Source organism: Neohoeflea coraliihabitans, assembly GCF_019334345.1.
Lineage (GTDB): Bacteria > Pseudomonadota > Alphaproteobacteria > Rhizobiales > Rhizobiaceae > Pseudohoeflea > Pseudohoeflea coraliihabitans.
In genome coordinates, this window is record NZ_JAHWQX010000001.1 from 50056 (window position 1) to 70765 (window position 20710).

19 protein-coding genes are annotated in these 20710 nt (G+C 63.2%); 12 read left to right on the plus strand and 7 right to left on the minus strand.

Translation table 11 applies throughout. From position 1 onward, the window contains the following. Together KY465_RS00325 and KY465_RS00330 are read right to left on the minus strand one after the other, a co-directional pair. Window positions 1-3135, minus strand: coding sequence for an efflux RND transporter permease subunit (locus tag KY465_RS00325; protein ID WP_219157166.1), 3135 nt, complete (start codon window positions 3133-3135; stop codon window positions 1-3). Next, the gene (locus tag KY465_RS00330; RefSeq protein WP_219157169.1) at window positions 3132-4379 is read right to left on the minus strand and encodes an efflux RND transporter periplasmic adaptor subunit; all 1248 of its coding nucleotides are present in this window, start codon (window positions 4377-4379) and stop codon (window positions 3132-3134) included. Before KY465_RS00330 ends, KY465_RS00325 begins: the two co-directional genes overlap by 4 nt. Window positions 4380-4721: 342 nt before the next feature. Between KY465_RS00330 and KY465_RS00335 the strand changes: the two genes are divergently transcribed. Beyond that, window positions 4722-6104, plus strand: coding sequence for a L,D-transpeptidase family protein (locus tag KY465_RS00335; protein ID WP_219157171.1), 1383 nt, complete (start codon window positions 4722-4724; stop codon window positions 6102-6104). A gap of 102 nt (window positions 6105-6206) precedes the next feature. Next, window positions 6207-7316 carry a pyridoxal phosphate-dependent aminotransferase gene (locus KY465_RS00340; RefSeq protein WP_219157174.1) on the plus strand — a complete coding sequence of 370 codons (1110 nt, stop codon included), beginning with the start codon at window positions 6207-6209 and terminating at the stop codon, window positions 7314-7316. Window positions 7317-7358: 42 nt separating this feature from the next. Here the strand turns inward: KY465_RS00340 and KY465_RS00345 are convergent, their stop codons facing one another. Then, entirely contained in the window at window positions 7359-7883 is a 525-nt protein-coding gene (locus KY465_RS00345; RefSeq protein ID WP_219157177.1) for a superoxide dismutase family protein, read from the minus strand. A 233-nt stretch (window positions 7884-8116) separates the two neighbouring features. Beyond that, window positions 8117-8383 carry a sel1 repeat family protein gene (locus tag KY465_RS00350; protein ID WP_219157180.1) on the minus strand — a complete coding sequence of 89 codons (267 nt, stop codon included), beginning with the start codon at window positions 8381-8383 and terminating at the stop codon, window positions 8117-8119. 479 nt (window positions 8384-8862) lie between these two features. Here KY465_RS00350 and KY465_RS00355 point away from each other — a divergent pair, with 479 nt between their 5' ends. The 5 genes from KY465_RS00355 (at window position 8863) to KY465_RS00375 (ending at window position 12315) form a co-directional block, all read left to right on the plus strand. After that, entirely contained in the window at window positions 8863-9201 is a 339-nt protein-coding gene (locus KY465_RS00355) for a DUF2147 domain-containing protein (protein WP_219157182.1), read from the plus strand. A 341-nt stretch (window positions 9202-9542) separates the two neighbouring features. Further along, entirely contained in the window at window positions 9543-9707 is a 165-nt protein-coding gene (locus KY465_RS00360; RefSeq protein WP_219157185.1) for a hypothetical protein, read from the plus strand. Between the two features lie 13 nt (window positions 9708-9720). Continuing rightward, window positions 9721-9894 (plus strand): hypothetical protein, encoded by a 174-nt coding sequence (locus tag KY465_RS00365; RefSeq protein ID WP_219157188.1) that lies wholly within the window; start codon window positions 9721-9723, stop codon window positions 9892-9894. 191 nt (window positions 9895-10085) lie between these two features. Continuing rightward, the gene (locus KY465_RS00370) at window positions 10086-10721 is read left to right on the plus strand and encodes a DUF805 domain-containing protein (protein WP_219157191.1); all 636 of its coding nucleotides are present in this window, start codon (window positions 10086-10088) and stop codon (window positions 10719-10721) included. Between the two features lie 94 nt (window positions 10722-10815). Further along, a complete protein-coding gene (locus tag KY465_RS00375; RefSeq protein ID WP_219157194.1) occupies window positions 10816-12315 on the plus strand; it encodes an AMP nucleosidase in 1500 nt (499 codons plus the stop codon). A 15-nt stretch (window positions 12316-12330) separates the two neighbouring features. Here KY465_RS00375 and KY465_RS00380 read toward each other — a convergent pair whose 3' ends face one another. The 3 genes from KY465_RS00380 to KY465_RS00390 all read right to left on the minus strand — a co-directional run bounded on the left by KY465_RS00380 (window position 12331) and on the right by KY465_RS00390 (window position 15889). Beyond that, a complete protein-coding gene (locus KY465_RS00380) occupies window positions 12331-13236 on the minus strand; it encodes an alpha/beta fold hydrolase (RefSeq protein ID WP_219157197.1) in 906 nt (301 codons plus the stop codon). Window positions 13237-13268: 32 nt separating this feature from the next. Then, window positions 13269-14921 carry an electron transfer flavoprotein-ubiquinone oxidoreductase gene (locus KY465_RS00385; RefSeq protein ID WP_219157200.1) on the minus strand — a complete coding sequence of 551 codons (1653 nt, stop codon included), beginning with the start codon at window positions 14919-14921 and terminating at the stop codon, window positions 13269-13271. Window positions 14922-15223: 302 nt separating this feature from the next. Further along, window positions 15224-15889 (minus strand): PAS domain-containing protein, encoded by a 666-nt coding sequence (locus KY465_RS00390; RefSeq protein WP_219157203.1) that lies wholly within the window; start codon window positions 15887-15889, stop codon window positions 15224-15226. 338 nt (window positions 15890-16227) lie between these two features. Between KY465_RS00390 and KY465_RS00395 the strand changes: the two genes are divergently transcribed. The 5 genes from KY465_RS00395 to KY465_RS00415 all read left to right on the plus strand — a co-directional run bounded on the left by KY465_RS00395 (window position 16228) and on the right by KY465_RS00415 (window position 20709). Continuing rightward, window positions 16228-16506: an acyl carrier protein gene (locus KY465_RS00395; RefSeq protein ID WP_219157206.1), complete on the plus strand. Its 279-nt coding sequence runs from the start codon at window positions 16228-16230 to the stop codon at window positions 16504-16506. Between the two features lie 27 nt (window positions 16507-16533). Beyond that, complete coding sequence (locus tag KY465_RS00400) at window positions 16534-17019, plus strand: 3-hydroxyacyl-ACP dehydratase FabZ family protein (protein ID WP_219157209.1); 486 nt, start codon at window positions 16534-16536, stop codon at window positions 17017-17019. Further along, the gene (locus KY465_RS00405) at window positions 17016-18224 is read left to right on the plus strand and encodes a beta-ketoacyl-ACP synthase (protein ID WP_428982901.1); all 1209 of its coding nucleotides are present in this window, start codon (window positions 17016-17018) and stop codon (window positions 18222-18224) included. The genes KY465_RS00400 and KY465_RS00405 overlap by 4 nt, the downstream gene beginning before the upstream one ends. A gap of 44 nt (window positions 18225-18268) precedes the next feature. Beyond that, window positions 18269-19555 carry a beta-ketoacyl-ACP synthase gene (locus KY465_RS00410; protein ID WP_219157212.1) on the plus strand — a complete coding sequence of 429 codons (1287 nt, stop codon included), beginning with the start codon at window positions 18269-18271 and terminating at the stop codon, window positions 19553-19555. 125 nt (window positions 19556-19680) lie between these two features. Beyond that, complete coding sequence (locus KY465_RS00415) at window positions 19681-20709, plus strand: zinc-binding dehydrogenase (protein ID WP_219157215.1); 1029 nt, start codon at window positions 19681-19683, stop codon at window positions 20707-20709. Window position 20710: the final 1 nt, after the last annotated feature.

The window sequence follows — 20710 nt, forward strand, 5'->3', positions numbered from 1 at the left end:
CTAGGGTTGCGACACTGCTTTCTGCCGCCGCCGGAATGGCGCCCTGATCCACCCCTTGATGGTGGCCAGACGGCGCGTCACCGCACTGTCATTGGACCGGGTGACGATCATCAACAGAGCCGGTGTGACAATCAGGGTCAGCACGGTGGAAAAAGCCAGCCCGTAGACGATGGCGCTCGACAGGGCGATCCACCATTGCGTCGATGGCGCGCCATAGGTCGTCTCATGCGTCATGATTTCCAGATTGACGCCGAAGGCGATCGGCAACACCCCGAGTATGGCGGTCACCGCGGTCAGCACCACGGGACGCGCGCGCTCGGCACAGGTCTGCAGTACCGCCGGAAGCTTGTCCATGCCGCCACGTCGCAACAGGGCATAGGTCTCGATCAGCACGATGTTGTTGTTGACCACGACGCCGGCCAGCGCGATGACGCCGATGCCGGTCATCACCACTCCGAAGGGCTGCTGCATGATCAAGAGGCCGAGAAACACGCCGATGGTCGACATCACCACCGCCGAGAGCACCAGGCCGACAAACACGAAACTGTTGAACTGCGCCAGAAGCACAACGAAGATGAGAAAGATCGCGGCGCCGAAGGCTTTCGACAAGAAGGCCATCGCATCCTTCTGCTCCTCGTCTTCGCCGGCCAGCATGTAGCGGATGCCCTGACGGTCGAGCCGCGCCGCCTCGAGCTCTTCGACAATGCCGCGCCGCACCGCATCGCCCTGCACGCCATCACGCAGGCCGGCCGCAACGGTAATCGTTCGCGCCCCATCAATGCGTGTCAGCGTCCCGGTGCTCTCCACCGCCTCACGGCGCACGAAATTGGAGATCGGCACGGCGCCCTGGCTTGTCTGGATGCGCAGATTGTCCAGCTCCGACAGCGTCCGCCGCTCTTCCGGCAGCCGCAGGCGGATATCCACCGCATCATCGACCCCGGCCGGACGGTAATCGGTCAGTTTGAGCCCGGTTGTCACCAGCTGCACCACGGTGCCGACCGATGCCGGCCCAACGCCGTAACGCGCCGCCACCGAGCGATCGACCCGCAACTCCCAGTCAATGCCCGGCGGAGGCAGGCCGTCGGTGACGTCCACCACCTCCGGCACCTGGCGCAGCCGCTCGGCGATTTGCCGCGCCACCGCCGGCAGCGCCACCGGATCAGCGGCCGACAGGCGGATCTGGATCGGCTTGCCGGTCGGCGGACCGCCCTGCGGCACCGACACCTCGATTTCAACGCCCGGAAACCCGTTCATCTCGGCGCGAAAATCCGCCAGGATCTCGCCCGCCGGCTTGCGCTCGCGCCAGTCGACAAATTCGTACTGAATGACGCCCACCACGTCCGCGGCAACGTCGTTGCCACCGCCCGAGACCTGCCCGACCCGGGTGTAAACGCTCTTCAGGCCCGGCCAGCCGATGATGCGCTCTTCGACCATCCGCACCGCCCGATCCTGCTCTTCGAGCGACAGGTTGCCGCGCGCATGCACGTAAAGCAGCCCGTATTCCGGCTCGATATCGGGAAAGAATTCGAGCCCCGAACCGTATTTGCCATAGGCCACCGGCACGGCGACCAGAAGACCGATCACCGCTGCCACGACGATAAACGGATGCCGCACCGCCTTGTCGACCGTCCACATATAAAACCCGCGACGACCGTCCTTGGCGGCCGGCGTCGGCTTGGCGAACATCGCTCCGAGCGTCGGCGTGAACACCAGCGCGTAAAGCAGGGAGGCCGACAGCGTGGCGATCAGCGTGATCGGCAGGTATTTCATGAATTCGCCGACGATCCCCGGCCAGAACAACAGCGGCGAGAACGCCGCGACACGGGTCAGCGTCGCCGCTGTCACCGGCCCGGCCATGCGCTTGGCCGCCAGCGAAAATGCCGCCCGCCGCTCCATGCCCTCCGACATCCGCCGTTCGGCAAATTCCGTGACGATGATGGCATCATCGACCAGCATGCCGACCGCCAGGATCAGCGAGAACAGGACGACCAGATTGACCGTCATGCCAGCCAGGGACAGCGCCAGTATGCCCATCAGGAACGAAGCCGGAATGGCAAACCCGATCAGAAGCGAAGCGCGCCCCGACAGGGCGTAGAGAATGACGATGAACACCAGGATCACCGCCGTCAGCACGCTGTTCTGCAGATCGCTGAGCAATTGCCGGATTGTCTGCGACTTGTCCTGGCTGAAGCTGATTTCGGCCCCTTTTGGCAACAACGGCTCGAATTCCTCGACCACCGCCCTCACCGCATCGACGGTCTCGACGAGATTGGCGCCGGTGCGCTTTGACACCTCGATGGCGATCGCCGGTGCGCCGTTCAGCCGCGTTACCGTCGTCGCATCCTTGAATGTCGACCGGATCGTCGCCAGGTCGCGCGCCCGCACCACCGAGTTGGCGCCCGCAACGATGGGCAGGTTGGCGACGTCCTCCACATCCTCGATCAAGAGGGGCACCTTCACCGCGTAGCGGCCCTGCTCGCCCTCCAGCGCGCCGGCCGCGACCACCGAATTGCCGGCACGCACGGCAGCCAGCAACTGGTCGAGTTGCAAACCATAGGAATCCAGCTTCACCGGATCGATGATCACCTCGACCAGATCTTCGCGCGCCCCCTGCAGCTTGGCGTCGAGAACCCCGTTCACCTCTTCCAGGCGATCCTGCAATTCATGCGCGGCGCGCGTCATCACCCGCTCGGCCACCGGCCCGGACAGGGTCACGACGAGAACCGGAAACTCCGAGATATTGACCTCGTTGACCGACGGCTCGTCAGCGCCGGCTGGCAGTTCCGCCTCGGCGTCCGACACCTTGTTGCGGACATCCTCGAGCGCCTTGTCCAGATCGGCGCCGGCCTGGAATTCGATGACCACATTGCCGCCGCCCTGATAGGCCGTGGCCCGCATCTCCTTGATGCCCGAGATCGACTTGAGCTTCGTCTCCATCGGCCGCAGCAACAGCCGCTCGGAGTCTTCCGGCGAAATCCCCTGATAGCTCATGCTGACGTAGATCACCGGGATCTGCACGTCAGGTTCGGCTTCCTTCGGGATGTCGATATAGGCCAGCGTGCCGGCCAGCACGAGAAAGAACAGGACAGCGATCGTCAGCCTGGCATTGCGGATCGCCAGGTCGACGACGCTCATTGCGATGCAACGGCGCCGCGTTCAGCCGCGCCCGCCTCGGAAGTCTCGGAGGATTTCAGCGACAGGCCGATTGCGGCGCTGCCCTCCGGTTTGCTATCGGGAAATGCCGCCTCGGCCGGCAGAGCGCGCACCTTCTCGCCATCGGAAACCAGGTCCTGGCCGGCCACCACGATACGCGCGCCGGCCGGCACATTGCCGAGGACCAGCCCGTCCGGCGTGTCATCGATCAGGTCGATCGGCACGAAGGCGGTGACATCGTCCGCATCGACCACCCGCACGCCGAGATTTCCGGCAGCATCCAGCGTCACCACCGAGCGCGGCACTTTCACCGCCTGCACGACTTCCGCTTTCAGGCGTATCTCCGCCGTCATGCCGGCCGGAATGCGCCGATCGGGATTTGCGATCGCCACCTCGACCGGAAAGGTTCGGGTCTGCGCCGTCGCTTCGCGGCTGACATAGCGCACCGTGCCGGTCAGCAGCGACCCGTCGACCAGCGCCACATCCGCCTCGCTGCCGATCGAGACCAGATCGCGTTCGCGTTCGGACACCTCACCCCGGGCGATGATCGGATCGAGCGCCAGCAGGGTGGCCACCGCTTCCCCCGTCGTCGCCCAGCTGCCTTCCTCCACCTCGACCGCATCGACGATGCCGCCGAATGGCGCCACCACCTGCAGGCGGTCGAATTCCGCCTGCGCGGTCTCCAGCTGCGCCCGCGCCGCGGTCAGTGCCGACTGCGCGTCATCCGCCTGCGTTTTCGGCGAAATGCCCCGTGCGATCAGCTTGTCGACATTCGCCGCTTCGTTTTCTCGCTGGCGCAAAAGGGCGCGCGCCGTCTCCACCGCCGCCTGTTTCTCGCTGCCATCCAGAGACAGGACCACGTCGCCGCTTTTCAGCAACTGGCCTTCCGTCACATTCAGCGTCTCGATGACACCGGCGCTGCGGGTCGCCAGCACGGTCTTCTTGTCGGGCTCCGTGACCCCCGACACGCGCACGATGCGTCGATGCGCGATGAAGTCGGGAGCTGCCACGGCGACCGTTGGCAGTATATCGGATGGCTCTGCGGTGATGAGGCGAGCAGCAGTTTTGTCGTCATCTGCGTGCAGCGTCGCGGCGTCCGGACTGGACTCTGGCTTCTGCTCCGAAAGGGCGCTGCCGACGGAGGAGAATTCACCGGTCAGCACCCAGGCAGCCGACAGCGCCAGCACCACAAGAGCCGCGACCCGATGAAACTTGAATTTCGGCATGCCGTATGCTCCGTATCGCCGGAAAGCGCACGCCGCAATCCGGCCCCCAGCACCGGGCACCTATCAGACTGTCGCGGCCATATCGTGACGCTAGCCGATACTTTGCTTTACCCGTCATCGGGCGGTTTACACTATGGGGACGACTTGGCAACACCTTCCCTTACGGCAACCCGCGGCAAGAAAGAGGCGAACGATGCCGCTTGCTCCGCTGCGAAAACCGATGCGCAGCCCTGCGATGGCGCGATGCCGCAATAATGCCCGCTTTTTCGCCATTGTTCAGCTTGCATTCAGCTCACGCGGCCCAAAATATAGTCCTATGCAATTGATTGGCAGAGATTTACCATGATTCATCGTCGACTGTCCGTTTCCCTCTTCGCACTCGCAGCCATCGGCCTGGCGACGGCGCTGCCAGCCACGGCCCAGCAATATGGTGACGGAACCTTCCTCGTCACGCCGAACGGCCAGCCGCTGCGCAATATCCCGGAAATGGGCACCGTCCGCTCGGTAATGGATGTCGAAGGCCGCGAATTGCTGATCAACAGTTGGAACGAGGTCATCGCCATCCGCATGACGCCGCGCCAGTATGAGCGCCAGTTCGGCCATCCTCCGCCCTCGGTCAGGCGGCGGGAGCGGCAGCCGGACATGCGCGCCGGGCGCCCGATCGATCGCAGCCGGGTTCCGGTCATCCCCAACCCGGTCGATCCCTATCAGGACAATCGCAACGGCACGCCGCAAACCGAAACCTTCCCGGATCCGCCCCAGGCCAGCATCGAACGCCGCGACCTCAATCCGCAGACCGGTACGGTGCGCAGCGATGGCGGCTCGGCTGAAGAAAGCTCTGAACCCCAGGCTCCCGTCGTCGCCGATCCGATGACCGCGCTGAAGCGGGAACAGGTCACCGCCTTGCAGGTCTTTCTTGACCGCGCCGGCTTCTCGCCCGGCGTGATTGACGGACGCATGGGTTCGAATGTTCGAAAGGCCCTCAAGGCTTACCAGGAGGCGACGGGGGAGACGCTCGACCCGACGGACATTGCCGATATCATGGATCGCCTGACCAACGGCGATGGATTGCCCTTCACGCAATACGAGATTACTGCCGCCGATGCGGCTGGTCCCTTTGTCGCCTCGATCCCCTCGGATTATGGCGAAAAGGCCAAGCTCGAGCGCCTCGCCTTCACGTCGCCGCTCGAGATGCTCGCCGAGAAATTCCACATGGATCAGGATTACCTTGAGGCGATCAACCCCGATGCCGATTTCTCCCGGCCCGGAACCATCATCAAGGTCGTCAACACCGGCTCGCAGCGCAAGGGCAAGATCGCCCGGATCATCGCCGACAAGCAGCGCGAACAGGTGCGCGGCTACGATGCCGATGGCAACCTGCTTGTTGCCTATCCGGCGACCATCGGCTCCGCCGACACCCCCTCGCCGTCCGGCACCGTGACCATCGAGCGCATCGCCGCCAATCCGGGCTATACCTACAATCCGAAGATCAACTTCAAGCAGGGCGACAACGACAAGGTTCTTGAAATTCCGCCCGGTCCCAACGGCCCGGTCGGCTCCATGTGGATCGCCCTGTCGAAACCGACCTATGGCATCCACGGCACGCCCGAGCCCTCGACCATTGGCAAGACCGCCTCGCATGGCTGTGTGCGCCTGACGAACTGGGATGGGGCCGAGATCGCCAGCATGGTTGAACCCGGCGTGACGGTGATCTTCACCGATTGATCGGACCATCGGTCCGGCGCGCGTCGCAAATGCTTATTCACGGCTTGATGCGCGCCGGCTTGGCCGCTACGGCTTGGCGCACGTCAAGCTGGAGCTCGCCGCATGCCCCCTTTTTCTCGCTTCACGGCCCTGACCGAGCAATTGCCGGCCTCCGTGCCCTTTGTCGGTCCGGAGGTTCAGGAACGCCAGGCCGGAACGCCCTTCATGGCCCGCCTTGGCGCCAACGAAAGCGGGTTCGGCCCGGCACCCTCGGTGATCGCCGCGATCACGGAGGCCAGCGCGACTGTCTGGCGCTATGGCGATTCCGAAAGTTTTGACCTCTGCAGCGCGCTCGCCCGGCGCCTCGATCTGCCGTGCGAGCAGATCATCGTCGGAGAGGGTATTGATTCCCTGCTCGGCCTGACCGTTCGCCTGGTGGTCGAGACCGGCACGCCGGTCGTCACATCGCTCGGGGCGTATCCGACCTTCAACTATCATGTCACCGGCTATGGCGGACGCCTGGTCACCGTCCCCTATCGCGATGACCGTGAGGATCTGGAGGCCCTGCGCGACGCGGTTCTGCGCGAAGACGCGCCGCTCGTCTACCTGGCCAATCCCGACAATCCGATGGGCAGCTGGCATTCGGCGGATGCCGTAACCGCCTTTGCCAGATCCCTGCCGGACACCACGCTGCTGGTTCTCGACGAAGCCTATGGCGAATTCGCACCGGACGGTGTCCTGCCGCCGGTGTCTGATCTCGCGCAGTTGCCGAACGTCCTGCGCTACCGCACCTTTTCGAAGGCGCACGGCCTCGCCGGATTGCGCGTCGGCTATGTGTTCGGCACAGCCGAGACCGTGGCGCGCTTTCACCGCGTGCGCAATCATTTCGGCGTCAACCGGCTGGGACAGGTCGCCGCCCGCGCCGCCCTTGAGGATGCGCACTGGCTCGATCATGTCCGCGCCCAGGTGGCGGCGGCACTTCAGCGTCTGGCGCAAATTGCCGAGCAAAACGATCTGCAGCCACTGCCCAGCGCCACCAATTTCCTTGCGATCGATTGTGGCAGCGCAGTGCGCGCCCGCTCCATTCTGGAGGGCTTGAACGCCCACCGCGTTTTCATACGCATGCCGGGTGTCGCGCCGCTCGACCGCTGCATCCGCGTCTCGGCCGGCCCCGCTTCAGAGCTCGATGCGTTTGAAAAAGCCCTGCCAACGGTGCTGGCAGGGCTTACCTAGACCCTGTGTAGCGCTCAGGGATCAGCGCGCGACAAGCTGGTCCTAATTGTCGGCTTTCAGCACGGCACAAGCCAGCCGGCTGCCCGCATCTCCCGACGGCTGCGAGCTGTAGTCATCGGCCCCTTCATGCACGACGACGGCCGAACCGTCCTGATCGTGCAGCATCTCCCAGCTCAGCCCGCTGGAAAAGTATTCGATATTCGCGACGCCATCTGTGCTGACATGAATGTTCGGAAAGTCGCCCGGATGCGGGCCGTCCTCGGCCATGACGCCATGCGCCTTGTCGCCGGCGAGATGTCCGCCGGCGGATTTGAAGTCGCTGGATGAGCAATCGCCCTTCTCGTGAATGTGAAAGCCGTGCACACCTTGCGGAAGGCCTTGCAGCACAGCCGTCAGATGCAATTGCCCGGATGCCGTCTGGGCGAGCTCGACAGTGCCCGTCGCCTGTCCTTCGAAGGTGCCGCGGGCCGTCATTGTGTCCTGAGCTTGAGCGCCGCTGACCAGGGCGCCCACCAGGAATCCGGCAAGAATAAAGCTGCGGGGTTGCGGTGCGAAGCAAGTCATCATGAGATCTCCATCAGTTCCACAGGGCGCGTTTCGCCCTGTTTCCTTCCGATGAAAACGCATCGCGGATAGATAAGTTTCTGCGGAAACTTCCGCGGCGGCGCGTCAGCCGCATGATCAACAGCTGGACCGCGATGCAAACCGCAATGCAGTGGTTGGCAAAAAACTGTGTCTCTCCGCTGCCTTCTCAGCCTCCGGGCGCCGACCTTCTGCACCCGGCCTTCAGGGCCCGTCATTTAGTGCATGGTCATCCATTCGCGTGCTTCGCGCAGCGCCATGGCAAGTTCGGTTTTAGACATCGATGCCGCCAGTTCGGCGCGCAGCGCGGCGGCCCGGTCCGATCCCTTGACGGCCGCGATATTCAGCCATTTGTGCGCTGAAACCAGATCCACCCGGCATTCGCGCCCCGTGGCGTACATCAAGCCCATTTCGCAATAGACTTCCGCGTGGTTTTGCCCGCCGAGAGCGGCCCTGTCCTGCTCGTGCATTTCAAAACGTGCCATGAAACTCATCCCTGTAATCGTTGTCTGTGTCGTTGGCCCTGTCAGCCCTTGAGAAGCCGCCGTGTCGTCAGCGCTTTGCCGGTTTGTCCCGGCGCTTGTTGTTGATGACGAGAATGCGCCAGGCGTTTGAAAACCCAGTTAAATTGCATGCTTAATTTGCGACGAAGAAAGTTCAAATGCTTCGTAAATTTGGGACTTCGTTAAGCACCGAAAGCGCGCTGTTGCCGGCATTATCGCTCAAATTTACGCTTTGTTTGCCGGCACAAAATCAACCTTGCGCTAACCACCCCGCAAGGCAGGCGGCGCGATTGCACGCCCGGCGTCGACCATCTGCGCGGCTCCAACATGCCCGTTGCGGTGCATGAGCGGACCAGAAAAACCCATCGCCTCATCAACGCCAAATTGTCGATTTACCTTTACCTAAATCGCTTGTAAGTAAGAAATTGACGTGCGAGGCACGTCTTGAGGGAGGAACATTCATGATACGCACAACGACTTTGGCTTTGGCCCTGACCGCGCTGATGGCAGGTCCGGCTCTGGCCGATCCGATTGAAGGCAAGTGGCGCACCAAGAGCGGCGAAACAGCTGCGATCAGCAAATGCGGCGGCGCCTATTGCGTCACGCTGACCACCGGCGCCCACAAGGGCAAGCAGATCGGCCGCGTCTCCGGCAGCGGCGGCAAATATAAAGGCACGATCACCGATCCGAAAAAAGACAAGACCTATGCCGGCAATGCCACACTCAACGGCAACAGCCTGAAGATGCAGGGTTGCGTCGCCAAGATCCTCTGCCGCTCGGAGAACTGGAAGCGCCTCTAGGCCTTTCGGCGAACGATCCGTTTACAGACCGCACTGCAATCAAGTCCCCGCCCGCCGCGGCCTGCCCAGCGTGCCGCGGCGTGCCTTTCGATCACAGCCACGCGCTGATCGGCCCCTGCCCGAATGCTGCCACTTATTGCTGTCAGTGACGCGCCCATCCGCAGAGCACGCTCCACTTTCGACCCCTGACATGGTTCGGGTCATCAAGCGCGCTGAATATATTGCGCTCTTCGGCAGTTCAGGCCCGCGGGCCAGGTGAACGCAGGATGAACGGACCTCTCAGGGTCCATTCAGCGGCCAACCGTCATAGTCCCCTCAACATCAACGGGAGGGATCAGACGATGGCCATTATCACCCGGCGCTTCATCATCATCTGCCTCGCCGTTGCAATATTCGCCATGCTGCTCACTGCCGTGGTCACCAAACCCGGCCGCCAGAGCTCCATCAGCGCCATTCACGTGTGCCAAGCGCAGGATGATCCCGCCTGCGTCCTGGACTGGAATTGAGGAAGACCTGTCAATGATCCGTTCCGCCACCCGCTCCCTGAATACCTTCGTCCGCATTCTCGTCTTCTCTGCCATGTTCGTTGCGCCGGTCGGGGCATTTGCCTATTCCGTTGCCGGCACCGGCAGCCAGGGCCTGGGGGGCGCCGGTTTTGTCCTTTACGTCTCGCTGCAGCGCAACGCCGGCTGATCCGCCCCGGCCGATATGCCCTTGCGCCCTGCCCCTCCTGTCGGCCGCCTCGGCCGCAGGACCCCGCCTCCTCAAATCCCGGTCCCTCACTGCCCTGGGCCCCTCGACACCGATGGCCCCATTGTGCCCCTGATCTGAAATGCTAGGCTTGCCCTCCATCAGGTGATTCCGCATTTCGAACGAGGCGACGCATGGACCAAACCCGCTGGTATTACGCCGAGAACAACGAGCGCCGCGGCCCGGTCGCCGAGCAGGAAGCCGCGCTTCTCGTGCGGGACGGCATCATCGGCCCAAATACGCTGGTCTGGAGCGAGGGCATGAGCGACTGGGCGCCGGCAGACACCGCCATGCCGCACCTTTTTGCCGGGACCGCGGGCGCGACAGCCGCTCCTGGGCAGCCACCGCACGCAGGCACCACCGCGCAGGCAAGCTTTCCGCCAGGCGATCAAGGACCGCTGCCGTCGCATCCCACCGATTTCGTCAGTTCGGTAAAGACCGTTCTGAGCAAATATGCCACTTTCACCGGCCGCGCCCGCCGCCCTGAATACTGGTGGTATGTGCTGTTCTATTTCGTTGGCGGGCTGGTGACCGGCTTTCTCGATGGACTGCTCTTCGGTGCGGCCGCCGATTTTTCGCCGCTCAACACGATTTTCACGCTGGCGCTCATCATCCCATCCATTGCCGTCACCGCCCGGCGTCTGCATGACATCGGCCGCTCCGGCTGGTGGCAGCTCATCTGGTTCATTCCGCTCGTCGGCTGGATAGTCATGATCTACTGGACCACCCGCCGCGGCGATGAACTGTCAAATCGCTATGGCCCGGCCTGAGAAATCTGTGCCAAGCCTGAACGGCTGGGGACCGGGCCGTGCAACCACGCGATCCTGTCATTTTCTTTGCTCAAAGTTCCGGCTATAAGTCGCTATGGAACACACAATATTTCAGCATTCGCACGACGATTTCCTCACTCCGCCCGCCTACCAGCCTCGCGTCTTCGAAGATGCAGAGGCGGCGGTGGATGCGCTGATCGAACTGTATGAGCGCAATACCGGCTTCCTGCGCAAAGCCTTTGAAGATCTCGCACATGCCCAGCCTCAGGGCCGCTACCGCGCCTTTTATCCGCAGGTCAGCCTGCAGACCAGTTCGTTTGCGCATGTGGATTCACGCCTGTCCTACGGCCATGTCGCCGCACCGGGCATCTACGCCACGACGATCAGCCGACCGCGCCTCTTCCGCACCTATCTGATCGATCAGCTGGCGCTGCTGATCAAGAACCACAAGACGACCGTCACCATTTCCCAGTCGGAAACCCCGATCCCGCTGCATTTTGCCTTTGGTGAGGGCGCCTATGTCGAGGCCGCCGTGGCGGAGAGCCTCGACATGCCGCTGCGCGATCTCTTCGATGCACCCGACCTGTCCAACACCGATGATGAAATCGTCAACGGCCTGTATGAGCCGGCGCCCGGCGAGCCCCTGCCCCTGGCGCCCTTCAAGGGCCAGCGCATCGATTATTCGCTGGCGCGCCTGTCCCACTACACGGCCACCAGCGCCACGCATTTCCAGAATTTCGTCCTTTTCACCAACTATCAGTTCTACATCGACGACTTCATCGCCCATGCCCGTCAGCTGATGCGCGAGGGCGGCGGCGGCTACGACAGCTTCGTTGAACCGGGCAATCTCTTGACGCCGGCCGGGTCTGATGAGCCCATCAGCGGCCTGGCACCGCCGCGCATGCCGCAAATGCCGGCCTACCATCTGGTCAAGCCCGGGCATGGCGGCATCACGATGGTCAATATTGGCGTCGGCCCGTCGAATGCCAAGACGATCACCGATCACATCGCCGTCCTGCGGCCACATGCCTGGCTGATGCTCGGACACTGCGCAGGGCTGCGTCACAGCCAGAACCTCGGCGATTACGTTCTGGCCCACGCCTATGTCCGCGAGGACCATGTGCTCGATGACGACCTTCCGGCCTGGGTGCCGATCCCCGCATTGGCCGAGGTGCAGGTCGCCGTGCAGGAGGCCGTGGCGGAGGTCACCGGCTATGACGGCTACGATCTCAAACGCATCATGCGCACGGGAACCGTGGCCACCATCGACAACCGCAACTGGGAACTGCGCGACCAGCGCGGCCCGGTGCAGCGTCTGTCCCAATCGCGCGCCATCGCTCTCGACATGGAATCGGCGACAATTGCGGCCAACGGGTTTCGCTTCCGCGTCCCCTACGGCACGCTGCTCTGCGTCTCCGACAAGCCCCTGCATGGCGAGTTGAAACTGCCCGGCATGGCCTCGGATTTCTACCGCCAGCAAGTCAACCAGCATCTGCAGATCGGCCTGCTCGCCATGCAGAAACTGGCCGACATGCCGCCGGAGCGCCTGCATTCACGCAAACTGCGCAGCTTTTTTGAAACGGCCTTTCAGTAGGCGCCTCGCACCCCGTCAGTCGGCATCAGCCAGGAACGGCAGCAGCGCATCAAGGACGGCCTGCGGATTCTCCTCCATGGCAAAGTGCCCGGCATCGATCGGTCCGCTGCCCGTTACACAATCGGCCCATTCTCGCCAGATGGCGAGCGGATCGCCGGTTTTGGCGGGAAAGCCGTGCGCCGACCAGATGAAATGCAAAGGCACGGCGATCTTTCGGCCTGCCGCCCGGTCTGCCTCGTCCAGCGCCCGGTCGACGCCGGCGCCGGCGCGATAGTCCCAGCACATCGCCGCCACCCGGGCCGGATCCTGGAAAGCCGCCCGGTAGGACGCCAACGCGCCCGGGCTGAAGGTTTCCAGCGATTGCGCAGCTGTCCAGCTCTTCAAGGTCCAATCCACGTAAAAGGTCGGGTCGGCGGCAATCAGTGTCTCCGGCAATGGCTCCGGCTGCGCCAGGAATGTCCAGTGATAGGCCTTCAAGCCCATGCGCGCATCGAAATGCGCCCACATCTCCGCCGTCGGCACCACCTCGATGATTGCCAGCCTGTCGATACGCTGCGGCCGGTCAAATGCCATGCGATAGGCCACACGCGCCCCGCGATCATGCCCGACAAGAGCGAAACGCTCGATCCCCAGTCGATCGGCAACCGCAAAGATATCGGCGCCCATCGTCCGCTTGGCGTAGGTGCTGCCATCCGCCGCCGCGACCGGCGCGCCGCTTTCGCCGTAGCCGCGCAGATCCGGTACGATCACCGTGAACTGCTCCGCCAGTTGCGGCGCGATCCGGTGCCAGGTGGCATGGCTTTGCGGATAGCCATGCAACAGGAACAGCGCCGGTCCGGCGCCGCCGATCCGCAGGTGGATCGGACAACCGTTCGCCCCTTCTACATGGCGGCTGTCAAACCCGGGCAGAAGGTCGGTCATCGCCTCGTCCTCAATCGCCGGGCAGAGCGCCCCTACATGTCCTGATAGACGGGGCCCTCGCCGCCCTGCGGCGGCACCCAGTTGATGTTCTGGTTCGGATCCTTGATGTCGCAGGTCTTGCAGTGCACGCAGTTCTGCGCGTTGATCACATAGACGTCCTTGCCGCCTTCCTCGACCCATTCGTAGACCCCCGCCGGGCAATAGAGCTGCGACGGACCGCCGAACACGTCGTGCTCGGACCGTTTTTGCAATTCCATGTCCTTGACCTGCAGATGCACCGGCTGGTCTTCCTCGTGGTTGGTGTTCGACAGGAACACCGAGGACAAGCGGTCGAAGGTCAGTTCGCCGTCGGGCTTCGGATAGTCGATTGGCTTGTGCTTGCTGGCCGGCTCCAGGCAGGCATGGTCCGGCTTGCCGTGTTTCAGCGTGCCGAACACCGAGACTCCGAGCAAGGCATTCAGCCACATGTCGAAGCCGCCCAGCGTGATGCCGGCGATCGTGCCGAATTTCGACCACAACGGTTTGACGTTGCGTACTTTTTTCAGATCCTTGCCGACGGCTGAATCGCGCCACGCATCCTCGTAGCTCTCCAGCGTGTCATTGGCGCGCCCGGCTGCAATCGCCTCGACCAGGTGCTCGGCGGCCATCATTCCGGTCAGAACGGCATTGTGCGAGCCCTTGATGCGCGGCACGTTGACGAAGCCGGCCGAACATCCGATCAGCGCGCCGCCTGGGAAGGCCAGTTTCGGAACCGACTGCCAGCCTCCCTCGGTGATCGCCCGCGCACCGTATGACACCCGCTTGCCGCCTTCGAAGACCGGTGCGATCGCAGGATGCGTCTTGAAGCGCTGAAATTCCTGGAACGGCGACAGATAGGGATTCTTGTAATTCAGGTGAACAACGAAACCGACCGCCACGAGGTTGTCACCGTAGTGATAGAGAAACGACCCGCCCCCGGTCTTCATGTCGAGCGGCCAGCCGAACGAATGCTGCACCAGACCCGGCTTGTGGTGTTCCGGTTTGACTTCCCAGAGCTCCTTGAGCCCGATGCCGTATTTCTGCGGCTCGCGGTTTTCCGCCAGCGCGAATTTCCCGATAAGCTCCTTGGCCAGCGAACCGCGCACGCCCTCGCCGATCAGCACATATTTGCCATGCAGCTCCATGCCGCGTGCGTAGGAACTTCCCGGCTCGCCGTCGCGCCCGACGCCCATGTCGCCTGTCGCCACGCCCTTCACAGCACCGGCCTCGTTGTACAGGACTTCCGAGGCGGCAAATCCGGGATAGATCTCGACGCCAAGAGCCTCGGCCCGGGCGGCGAGCCATTTGCACACATTGCTCAGCGAGACGATGTAATTGCCGTGATTGTTCAGCATCGGCGGCATCATGAAGTTCGGCAGGCGAACCGAGCCGGCCGGGCCGAGCACCATAAAATGGTCGGCACTGACCTCGGTTTTCAACGGACATTCCGGATCGTCGCGCCAGTCGGGGATCAGCTTGTCGATGCCACTCGGATCGACGACGGCGCCTGACAGGACATGCGCGCCAACCTCGCCGCCCTTTTCGAGCACGACCACCGTCAGTTCGGGATCAAGTTCCTTGACGCGAATCGCTGCCGACAGGCCTGCTGGCCCTGCTCCGACAATCACCACATCGAATTCCATGCTCTCGCGTTCCGGAAGCTCCATCCCTTGATCCTCTGCTCTCTGACGCGCTTCGAAAAGCCGCAAGCGCTGCGCCAGACATCCCAATTAATCCGCCATCTTGTGACAAATGACCGGCGGCCTGTCGAGTCGCGCGCTGCGGCACCTGAAACACGTTGACACCGTGGCGGGCACCATCCGTTTGCAACGACGCGAAATTGACGTGAACGTAAATGTCGCAGCCGGTCCGGTTCGTCAATGGCAACGCCGACGATCGGCAACACGCGGAAACGCTTCCGCGAATTCCCGGTCCAGCTGCCGCGCCGCGACCGACGGGGCGCGCCGTTTCAGTGGCCGCCATCCATAAGAATGGCACCCGCCACATTGCCGTCCGGGCCGCGCAGCGCCGTCAGGCGATAGCGCAATCCCTCACGCCAGCTGTCGCAGCCCGAGCACGAGAACTCGTATCGGGTGCGCTTGCCGCTCAGGCAGGCCTGCAGCGCCGGTTCCAGCGCTCTGATGAAACACTCCTCACCGACCAGTTCGGCACTGTGCACACCGATCAGAGCGCCGGCAGCTGCGCCGTGAAACCGCGCAAAGGCATCGTTGCAGTAGATCAGCGTGTTATCGTGGCCGATGACGGCGATCTGTTCACTGAGCGAACTGAGCAGAAGTTCCTGAAGTGACAGATCATTGCCATCATGCGTATCGCGCAGGACCGCATGGCCGGCATTGGAGGCTCGGCTGAGATAGCGGTTGAACAAGCGCACCTGCATTGCAGAATACCGGCCAGACCCACCGGGGTCATCCTGATGCAGCTCGATCATACGTGAAAAGAAGCTGATCTGCCGGTTGATGTCGCTCCGCCTGGCCGCCGAATAGGAGAAGATCTCGTCGACCAGCCGACTGATCTTGTCGTCCAGCTCCGAGATCTCGCGGGTGTTCTCACCCTCGATAGCCTCTTTCAGCCTCAGGTTTTCATCATTAAATCTGCCAATCAGGCGCGCGATCATTACCGGCTTTCAAAGGATTATGATCTCGTCTCGTACTGTACCCCCCGCGGGAAATAGCAAAAAGACGCCATCTTTGTCGTATGACGATAAGTTTATCCAGTTTGTGCGCTGAAGACCAGCGGCTAGAAACTGCCCCTAACAAACGGCCATACCGGCACAGCCTGTGGCCTCTCATCCGCCGAGGAAGCAGCATCGGCCATCCGGACGGGGCCCCGCCGCTCCACTGAGCGGCCTGGTCCTGCGACTTGGAAAATCGGGATGACATCAAGGCCATTGGCTTTTGCCATGGTTTTTTCTATAGCTGCCCGCAAATTTGCAATGCAAGAAGGAAGACACGCGTGACCGCAACATTTGACAAGGTCGCCGACATCATCGCTGAAACCAGCGAGATCGACCGCGACACCATTACGCCCGAAAGTCATACGATTGACGATCTCGGCATCGATAGCCTTGATTTTCTCGACATCGTTTTCGCCATCGACAAGGAATTCGGCATCAAGATTCCGCTCGAGAAATGGACCCAGGAGGTCAACGAGGGCAAGGCGCCCACCGAGGAATACTTCGTGCTCGGAAATTTGTGCAACAAGATCGACGAATTGCGGGCGGCCAAGGCCTGATCTTGAATCTCGGGCGGATCCGGTCGAATGCTGCTTGAATATTTCCAGATGATTGACCGCGTCACGGCGCTCGATCCCGGCGCCGGGCGGCTTGAGGCTTCAAGCACGGTGCCGGCGGACAGCACGGTCTTTGAAGGGCACTTCCCGGGTATGCCACTGGTGCCGGGAGTCCTTCTGATCGAGACCATGGCGCAGGCGAGCGGTTTCCTCATCCTTGCGCACAGCCGGTTCGCGCACATGCCTTTCCTGATGGCCGTCGACAAGGCCAAGCTGCGCGATTTCGTGCGCCCCGAGGACGCCCTTGCGATAGGGGCGGAACTGGTGCACGAAGGATCAGGTTTCGCCGTCACCAAAGGCACCATCCGCTCAGCCGGCAAACCGGTCGCCGACTGCCAGCTGAAGTTCCGCACCGTCCCGCTTGGAGACACGCCATTGGGTCCGGTGATTCGCCGGCGGGCAGCCGAGGTCGGACTTGAAGGCGCTGCCCCTCTCGATCAGGAAGGTACATCATGACCGACATGCACCCGAAATCCGGTCGCGACGTCGTCATCACCGGTATCGGCCTTGTTACCTCGCTCGGCGTCGGCCTCGGCGCCCATGTCGAGAAGCTCCGCGGCGCCGAGCCGCTGCTGCCGGTCCTCGATTTCGATGTGCTGCCGTCTCACCCGGTGCATCCGCTGCCCGAGATCGACTGGAGTGGGCAGATTCCGCGCCGCGGCGATCAGCGGCAGATGGAGAATTGGCAGCGCCTCGGCGTCTATGCCGCCGGCCTGGCGCTGGACGATGCAGGCCTGAAAGAGGATCTGGATGCCTGCGCCGAAATGGACCTTTTCGTTGCCGCCGGCGGTGGCGAGCGCGACGTCGCGGTCGATTCCCTGATTGTCGAGGCGGCGCGCGGGCGCGATGACCGCGAGATCGTGCTCAACGAGAAATTGACAACCGAACTGCGTCCGACGCTGTTCCTCGCGCAATTGTCGAACCTGCTCGCCGGCAACATCACCATCGTGCACAAGGTGACCGGATCATCCCGCACATTCATGGGCGAAGAGAGCGCCGGCGTATCCGCCTTCGAGATCGCGCATGCGCGCATCGCCGCCGGCCAGTCCACCCGCTGCCTCGTCGGCAGTGCCTTCGTCGCCGAGCGCCCTGATATCATGTTCCACGTCACCTCGCTTGGCCAGAACGACCGCGCCCTGGCGCAAAGCCGCGATCCGTCCGTCCGTCCCGACGGTGTGGTGCTGGGAACCGTCGGCGCGTTCATGGTGCTGGAAGAGCGTTCAGCGGCAGAGGCGCGCGGCGCCCGCATCTATGCCACGCTCGACGCCGTGGCCGGTGACCGCGGCAGCCGTGAAGAGAATCGCCTCGAACAGCGGCTGATCCGGCTGGCAGACACGGTTGCCCCGGAAGCGCAGGCCGTCGATCTGGTGGTCTCCGCCGCTCCGGGCATTCCGGCGATCGACGCCCGCCAGGCGGCCAGCATCGACCAATTGTACCCCGATGCCACGCTGCGCCGGCCGGTGACGGCTTTCGGCCACAGCGTCGAAGCGCAATTCCCCCTGAGCGTCGCCCTCGCCGCGCTTGCCGTGGCTGCAGATCATCCTCTGGCACCCCTCGCCGCGGATGATCGGCAAGGGAACACACCGGCGCGCACCGCGGTCATAGCAGCGTCCGGCATGCGCCGTGGCGAGGCCATGGCCCGCGTCTCACGCTTCGACTGAAGTGCTGAGCCTGACGAGGACACCGGAAACCGAGGAACGAAGCGATGGCCCAAGATAAATTTCTCGACCACCTCGGCCGCCCGATCGTCGCCGTGACGGGGATGGGTGTCATGACCTCGCTTGGCGAGGGGATCAAGGACAATTGGGATGCTTTGACCGCCGGCCGCTCGGGGATCCGTTCCATAAGCCGTTTCCCCACCGACCACCTCTCCACCACCATTGGCGGATTGATCGACTTTGCCGCCGCACCGCACGCCGATGTCGTCGAGCGTTCGATGACTTTTGCGCGCTCCACGATGCGCGAGGCGCTCGCCCAGGCCCAGATTTCCGGTGAGTTTGGCGGTCCGCTGTTTCTCGCCGCGCCGCCGATCGAGCCGGAGTGGCAAGCCCGCTTCGAACTTGGCGAGCGCGTCGCCGAGGCCGACCGGGATAGCGATGCCTATACACAGTTTCTCAAGCTGTTGCGGCAACAGCCGGACCCGCACTTCTACGATCAGATCTCGTTTGGAACCATCGCCGATCGACTCGCCGACGAGTTCGGCACGCGCGGTCTGCCGGTGACGCTGTCGACCGCCTGCGCCTCGGGCGCCACGGCCATCCAGCTCGGCGTCGAGGCGATCCGTCAGGGCCGAACCGACAGGACGCTGGTCGCCGGCACAGATGGATCGGTGACCGCTGAATCGCTGATCCGGTTTTCGCTGCTCTCGGCGCTGTCGCGTCATAATGAAGCCCCCGAGCAGGCCTCTCGGCCATTCACCAAGAACCGGGATGGCTTCGTCATCGCCGAGGGCGGCGCAGCACTTGTGCTCGAATCGCTGTCTGCGGCCACGGCGCGCGGCGCGAGCGTTCTCGGGATCGTTGCAGGCTGCAAGGAGAAAGCCGATTCCTTCCACCGCACCCGCTCCTCTCCCGACGGCGGGCCGGCGATCGCCACCATTCGCGGCGCGCTCGAGGACGCCGGCCTCGGCGAGGATGGCATTGATTACATCAACGCCCATGGCACCTCGACGCCGGAAAACGACAAGATGGAGTATCTCGCCATCTCCAGTGTCTTTGGTGACCGCATGCCGGACATCCCCGTCTCCTCGAACAAGTCGATGATCGGCCATACGCTGACCGCCGCCGGAGCCATCGAAGCCGTGTTCTCGCTGATGTCGCTGCAAACCGGGACTTTGCCGCCCACCATCAATTACGACACGCCCGATCCGGCCATCCCGCTCGACACCGTGCCCAACGTCAAGCGCGACGTGCCCATCGCCAGCGTCCTGTCGAACTCGTTCGGCTTTGGCGGACAGAATGCCTGCCTTGTCATGCGGGCCGAACCCGCTTAAGCGGTGTCTGAACCAGGCCGTCGTCCACAGTGAGCGCTCCGAAAGGCGCGTTGCGCGCGTGTGCGGCACGCGGCCACGATCCGGACCGGCAACAATAAAGGGCCCCGCCCCGGGGAGATATCGGCATGCAGGCATTGCAACTGATCGAAGACCGTCGCCTTGAATGCGTCGATGTGAGTGCACCGGAAGCGCCCGGCCTCGGTGAGGTGACGGTGCGCATCGGCGCCGTCGCCCTCAACCATATCGATGTCTGGGGATGGCGCGGCATGGCCTTCGCCAAGCGCAAGCTGCCCCTGACCATCGGCGCCGAAGCAGCCGGTTTTGTCGAGGCGGTCGGTGCCGGCGTCGGCCATCTGCAGCCCGGCCAGCTCGTCTCGATCTACGGCGCGCGCACCTGTGGCCTGTGCAAGCCATGCCGCGAAGGCCGCGACAATTTGTGCGAACATGTCAGCGGCGTGCATGGCTTCCATCTTGACGGCTTCGCCTGCGAAAAGGTCAATCTGCCGGCCCGTCTGCTGGTTCCCGCGCCGCCCGGTATTGATGTCGTCGCCGCTGCCGTCGCGCCGGTGACCTTTGGCACCGTCGAACACATGCTGTTCGACAATGCAAAGCTCGAGCCCGGTGAACATATCCTCATCCATGCGGGTGGCTCCGGCATCGGCAGCGCCGCGATCCAGCTGGCCAAGAAACTGGGCTGCACGGTGTATACGACGGTCGGTTCCGACGACAAGATCGAGCCGGCGCTGGCGCTCGGTGCCGATCATGTCATCAATTACCGCAAGGACCGCTTTGAAGGCGTGTTGCGCAAGCTGACGAAGAAGCGCGGCGTCGACGTGGTCTTCGAGCATGTCGGCAAGGATACATGGGCCGGCTCGATGTTCAGCCTGAAGCGCGGCGGCCGTCTCGTCACTTGCGGCTCAACCTCCGGCGTGTCGACCGAGATCAACCTTATGATGCTGTTCCAGCAGCAATTGCGCCTCATCGGCTCGTTCGGCTGCCGCCGCGAAAACATGGCAAATGCAATGCTCAAGCTGGCCGCTGGCCAGGTGCGGCCGGTCATCGACACCGAGGTCGCTCTGAGCGATATCGCCACTGCCCTGGAGCGTATGGAAACCCGCGAAGTCTTCGGCAAGATCATTCTGAGAATGGACTGAG

What these genes read in the sequence shown, in the direction of transcription:
- KY465_RS00350 (WP_219157180.1), bottom strand. Translation starts at nt 8,383, where the DNA reads ATGGCACGTTTTGAAATGCACGAGCAGGACAGGGCCGCTCTCGGCGGG.
- KY465_RS00370 (WP_219157191.1), top strand. Translation starts at nt 10,086, where the DNA reads ATGGACCAAACCCGCTGGTATTACGCCGAGAACAACGAGCGCCGCGGC.
- KY465_RS00375 (WP_219157194.1), top strand. Translation starts at nt 10,816, where the DNA reads ATGGAACACACAATATTTCAGCATTCGCACGACGATTTCCTCACTCCG.
- KY465_RS00385 (WP_219157200.1), bottom strand. Translation starts at nt 14,921, where the DNA reads ATGGAGCTTCCGGAACGCGAGAGCATGGAATTCGATGTGGTGATTGTC.
- KY465_RS00410 (WP_219157212.1), top strand. Translation starts at nt 18,269, where the DNA reads ATGGCCCAAGATAAATTTCTCGACCACCTCGGCCGCCCGATCGTCGCC.
- KY465_RS00390 (WP_219157203.1), bottom strand. Translation starts at nt 15,889, where the DNA reads ATGATCGCGCGCCTGATTGGCAGATTTAATGATGAAAACCTGAGGCTG.
- KY465_RS00380 (WP_219157197.1), bottom strand. Translation starts at nt 13,236, where the DNA reads ATGACCGACCTTCTGCCCGGGTTTGACAGCCGCCATGTAGAAGGGGCG.
- KY465_RS00335 (WP_219157171.1), top strand. Translation starts at nt 4,722, where the DNA reads ATGATTCATCGTCGACTGTCCGTTTCCCTCTTCGCACTCGCAGCCATC.
- KY465_RS00330 (WP_219157169.1), bottom strand. Translation starts at nt 4,379, where the DNA reads ATGCCGAAATTCAAGTTTCATCGGGTCGCGGCTCTTGTGGTGCTGGCG.
- KY465_RS00360 (WP_219157185.1), top strand. Translation starts at nt 9,543, where the DNA reads ATGGCCATTATCACCCGGCGCTTCATCATCATCTGCCTCGCCGTTGCA.
- KY465_RS00355 (WP_219157182.1), top strand. Translation starts at nt 8,863, where the DNA reads ATGATACGCACAACGACTTTGGCTTTGGCCCTGACCGCGCTGATGGCA.
- KY465_RS00345 (WP_219157177.1), bottom strand. Translation starts at nt 7,883, where the DNA reads ATGATGACTTGCTTCGCACCGCAACCCCGCAGCTTTATTCTTGCCGGA.
- KY465_RS00340 (WP_219157174.1), top strand. Translation starts at nt 6,207, where the DNA reads ATGCCCCCTTTTTCTCGCTTCACGGCCCTGACCGAGCAATTGCCGGCC.
- KY465_RS00415 (WP_219157215.1), top strand. Translation starts at nt 19,681, where the DNA reads ATGCAGGCATTGCAACTGATCGAAGACCGTCGCCTTGAATGCGTCGAT.
- KY465_RS00405 (WP_428982901.1), top strand. Translation starts at nt 17,016, where the DNA reads ATGACCGACATGCACCCGAAATCCGGTCGCGACGTCGTCATCACCGGT.
- KY465_RS00325 (WP_219157166.1), bottom strand. Translation starts at nt 3,135, where the DNA reads ATGAGCGTCGTCGACCTGGCGATCCGCAATGCCAGGCTGACGATCGCT.
- KY465_RS00365 (WP_219157188.1), top strand. Translation starts at nt 9,721, where the DNA reads ATGATCCGTTCCGCCACCCGCTCCCTGAATACCTTCGTCCGCATTCTC.
- KY465_RS00400 (WP_219157209.1), top strand. Translation starts at nt 16,534, where the DNA reads ATGCTGCTTGAATATTTCCAGATGATTGACCGCGTCACGGCGCTCGAT.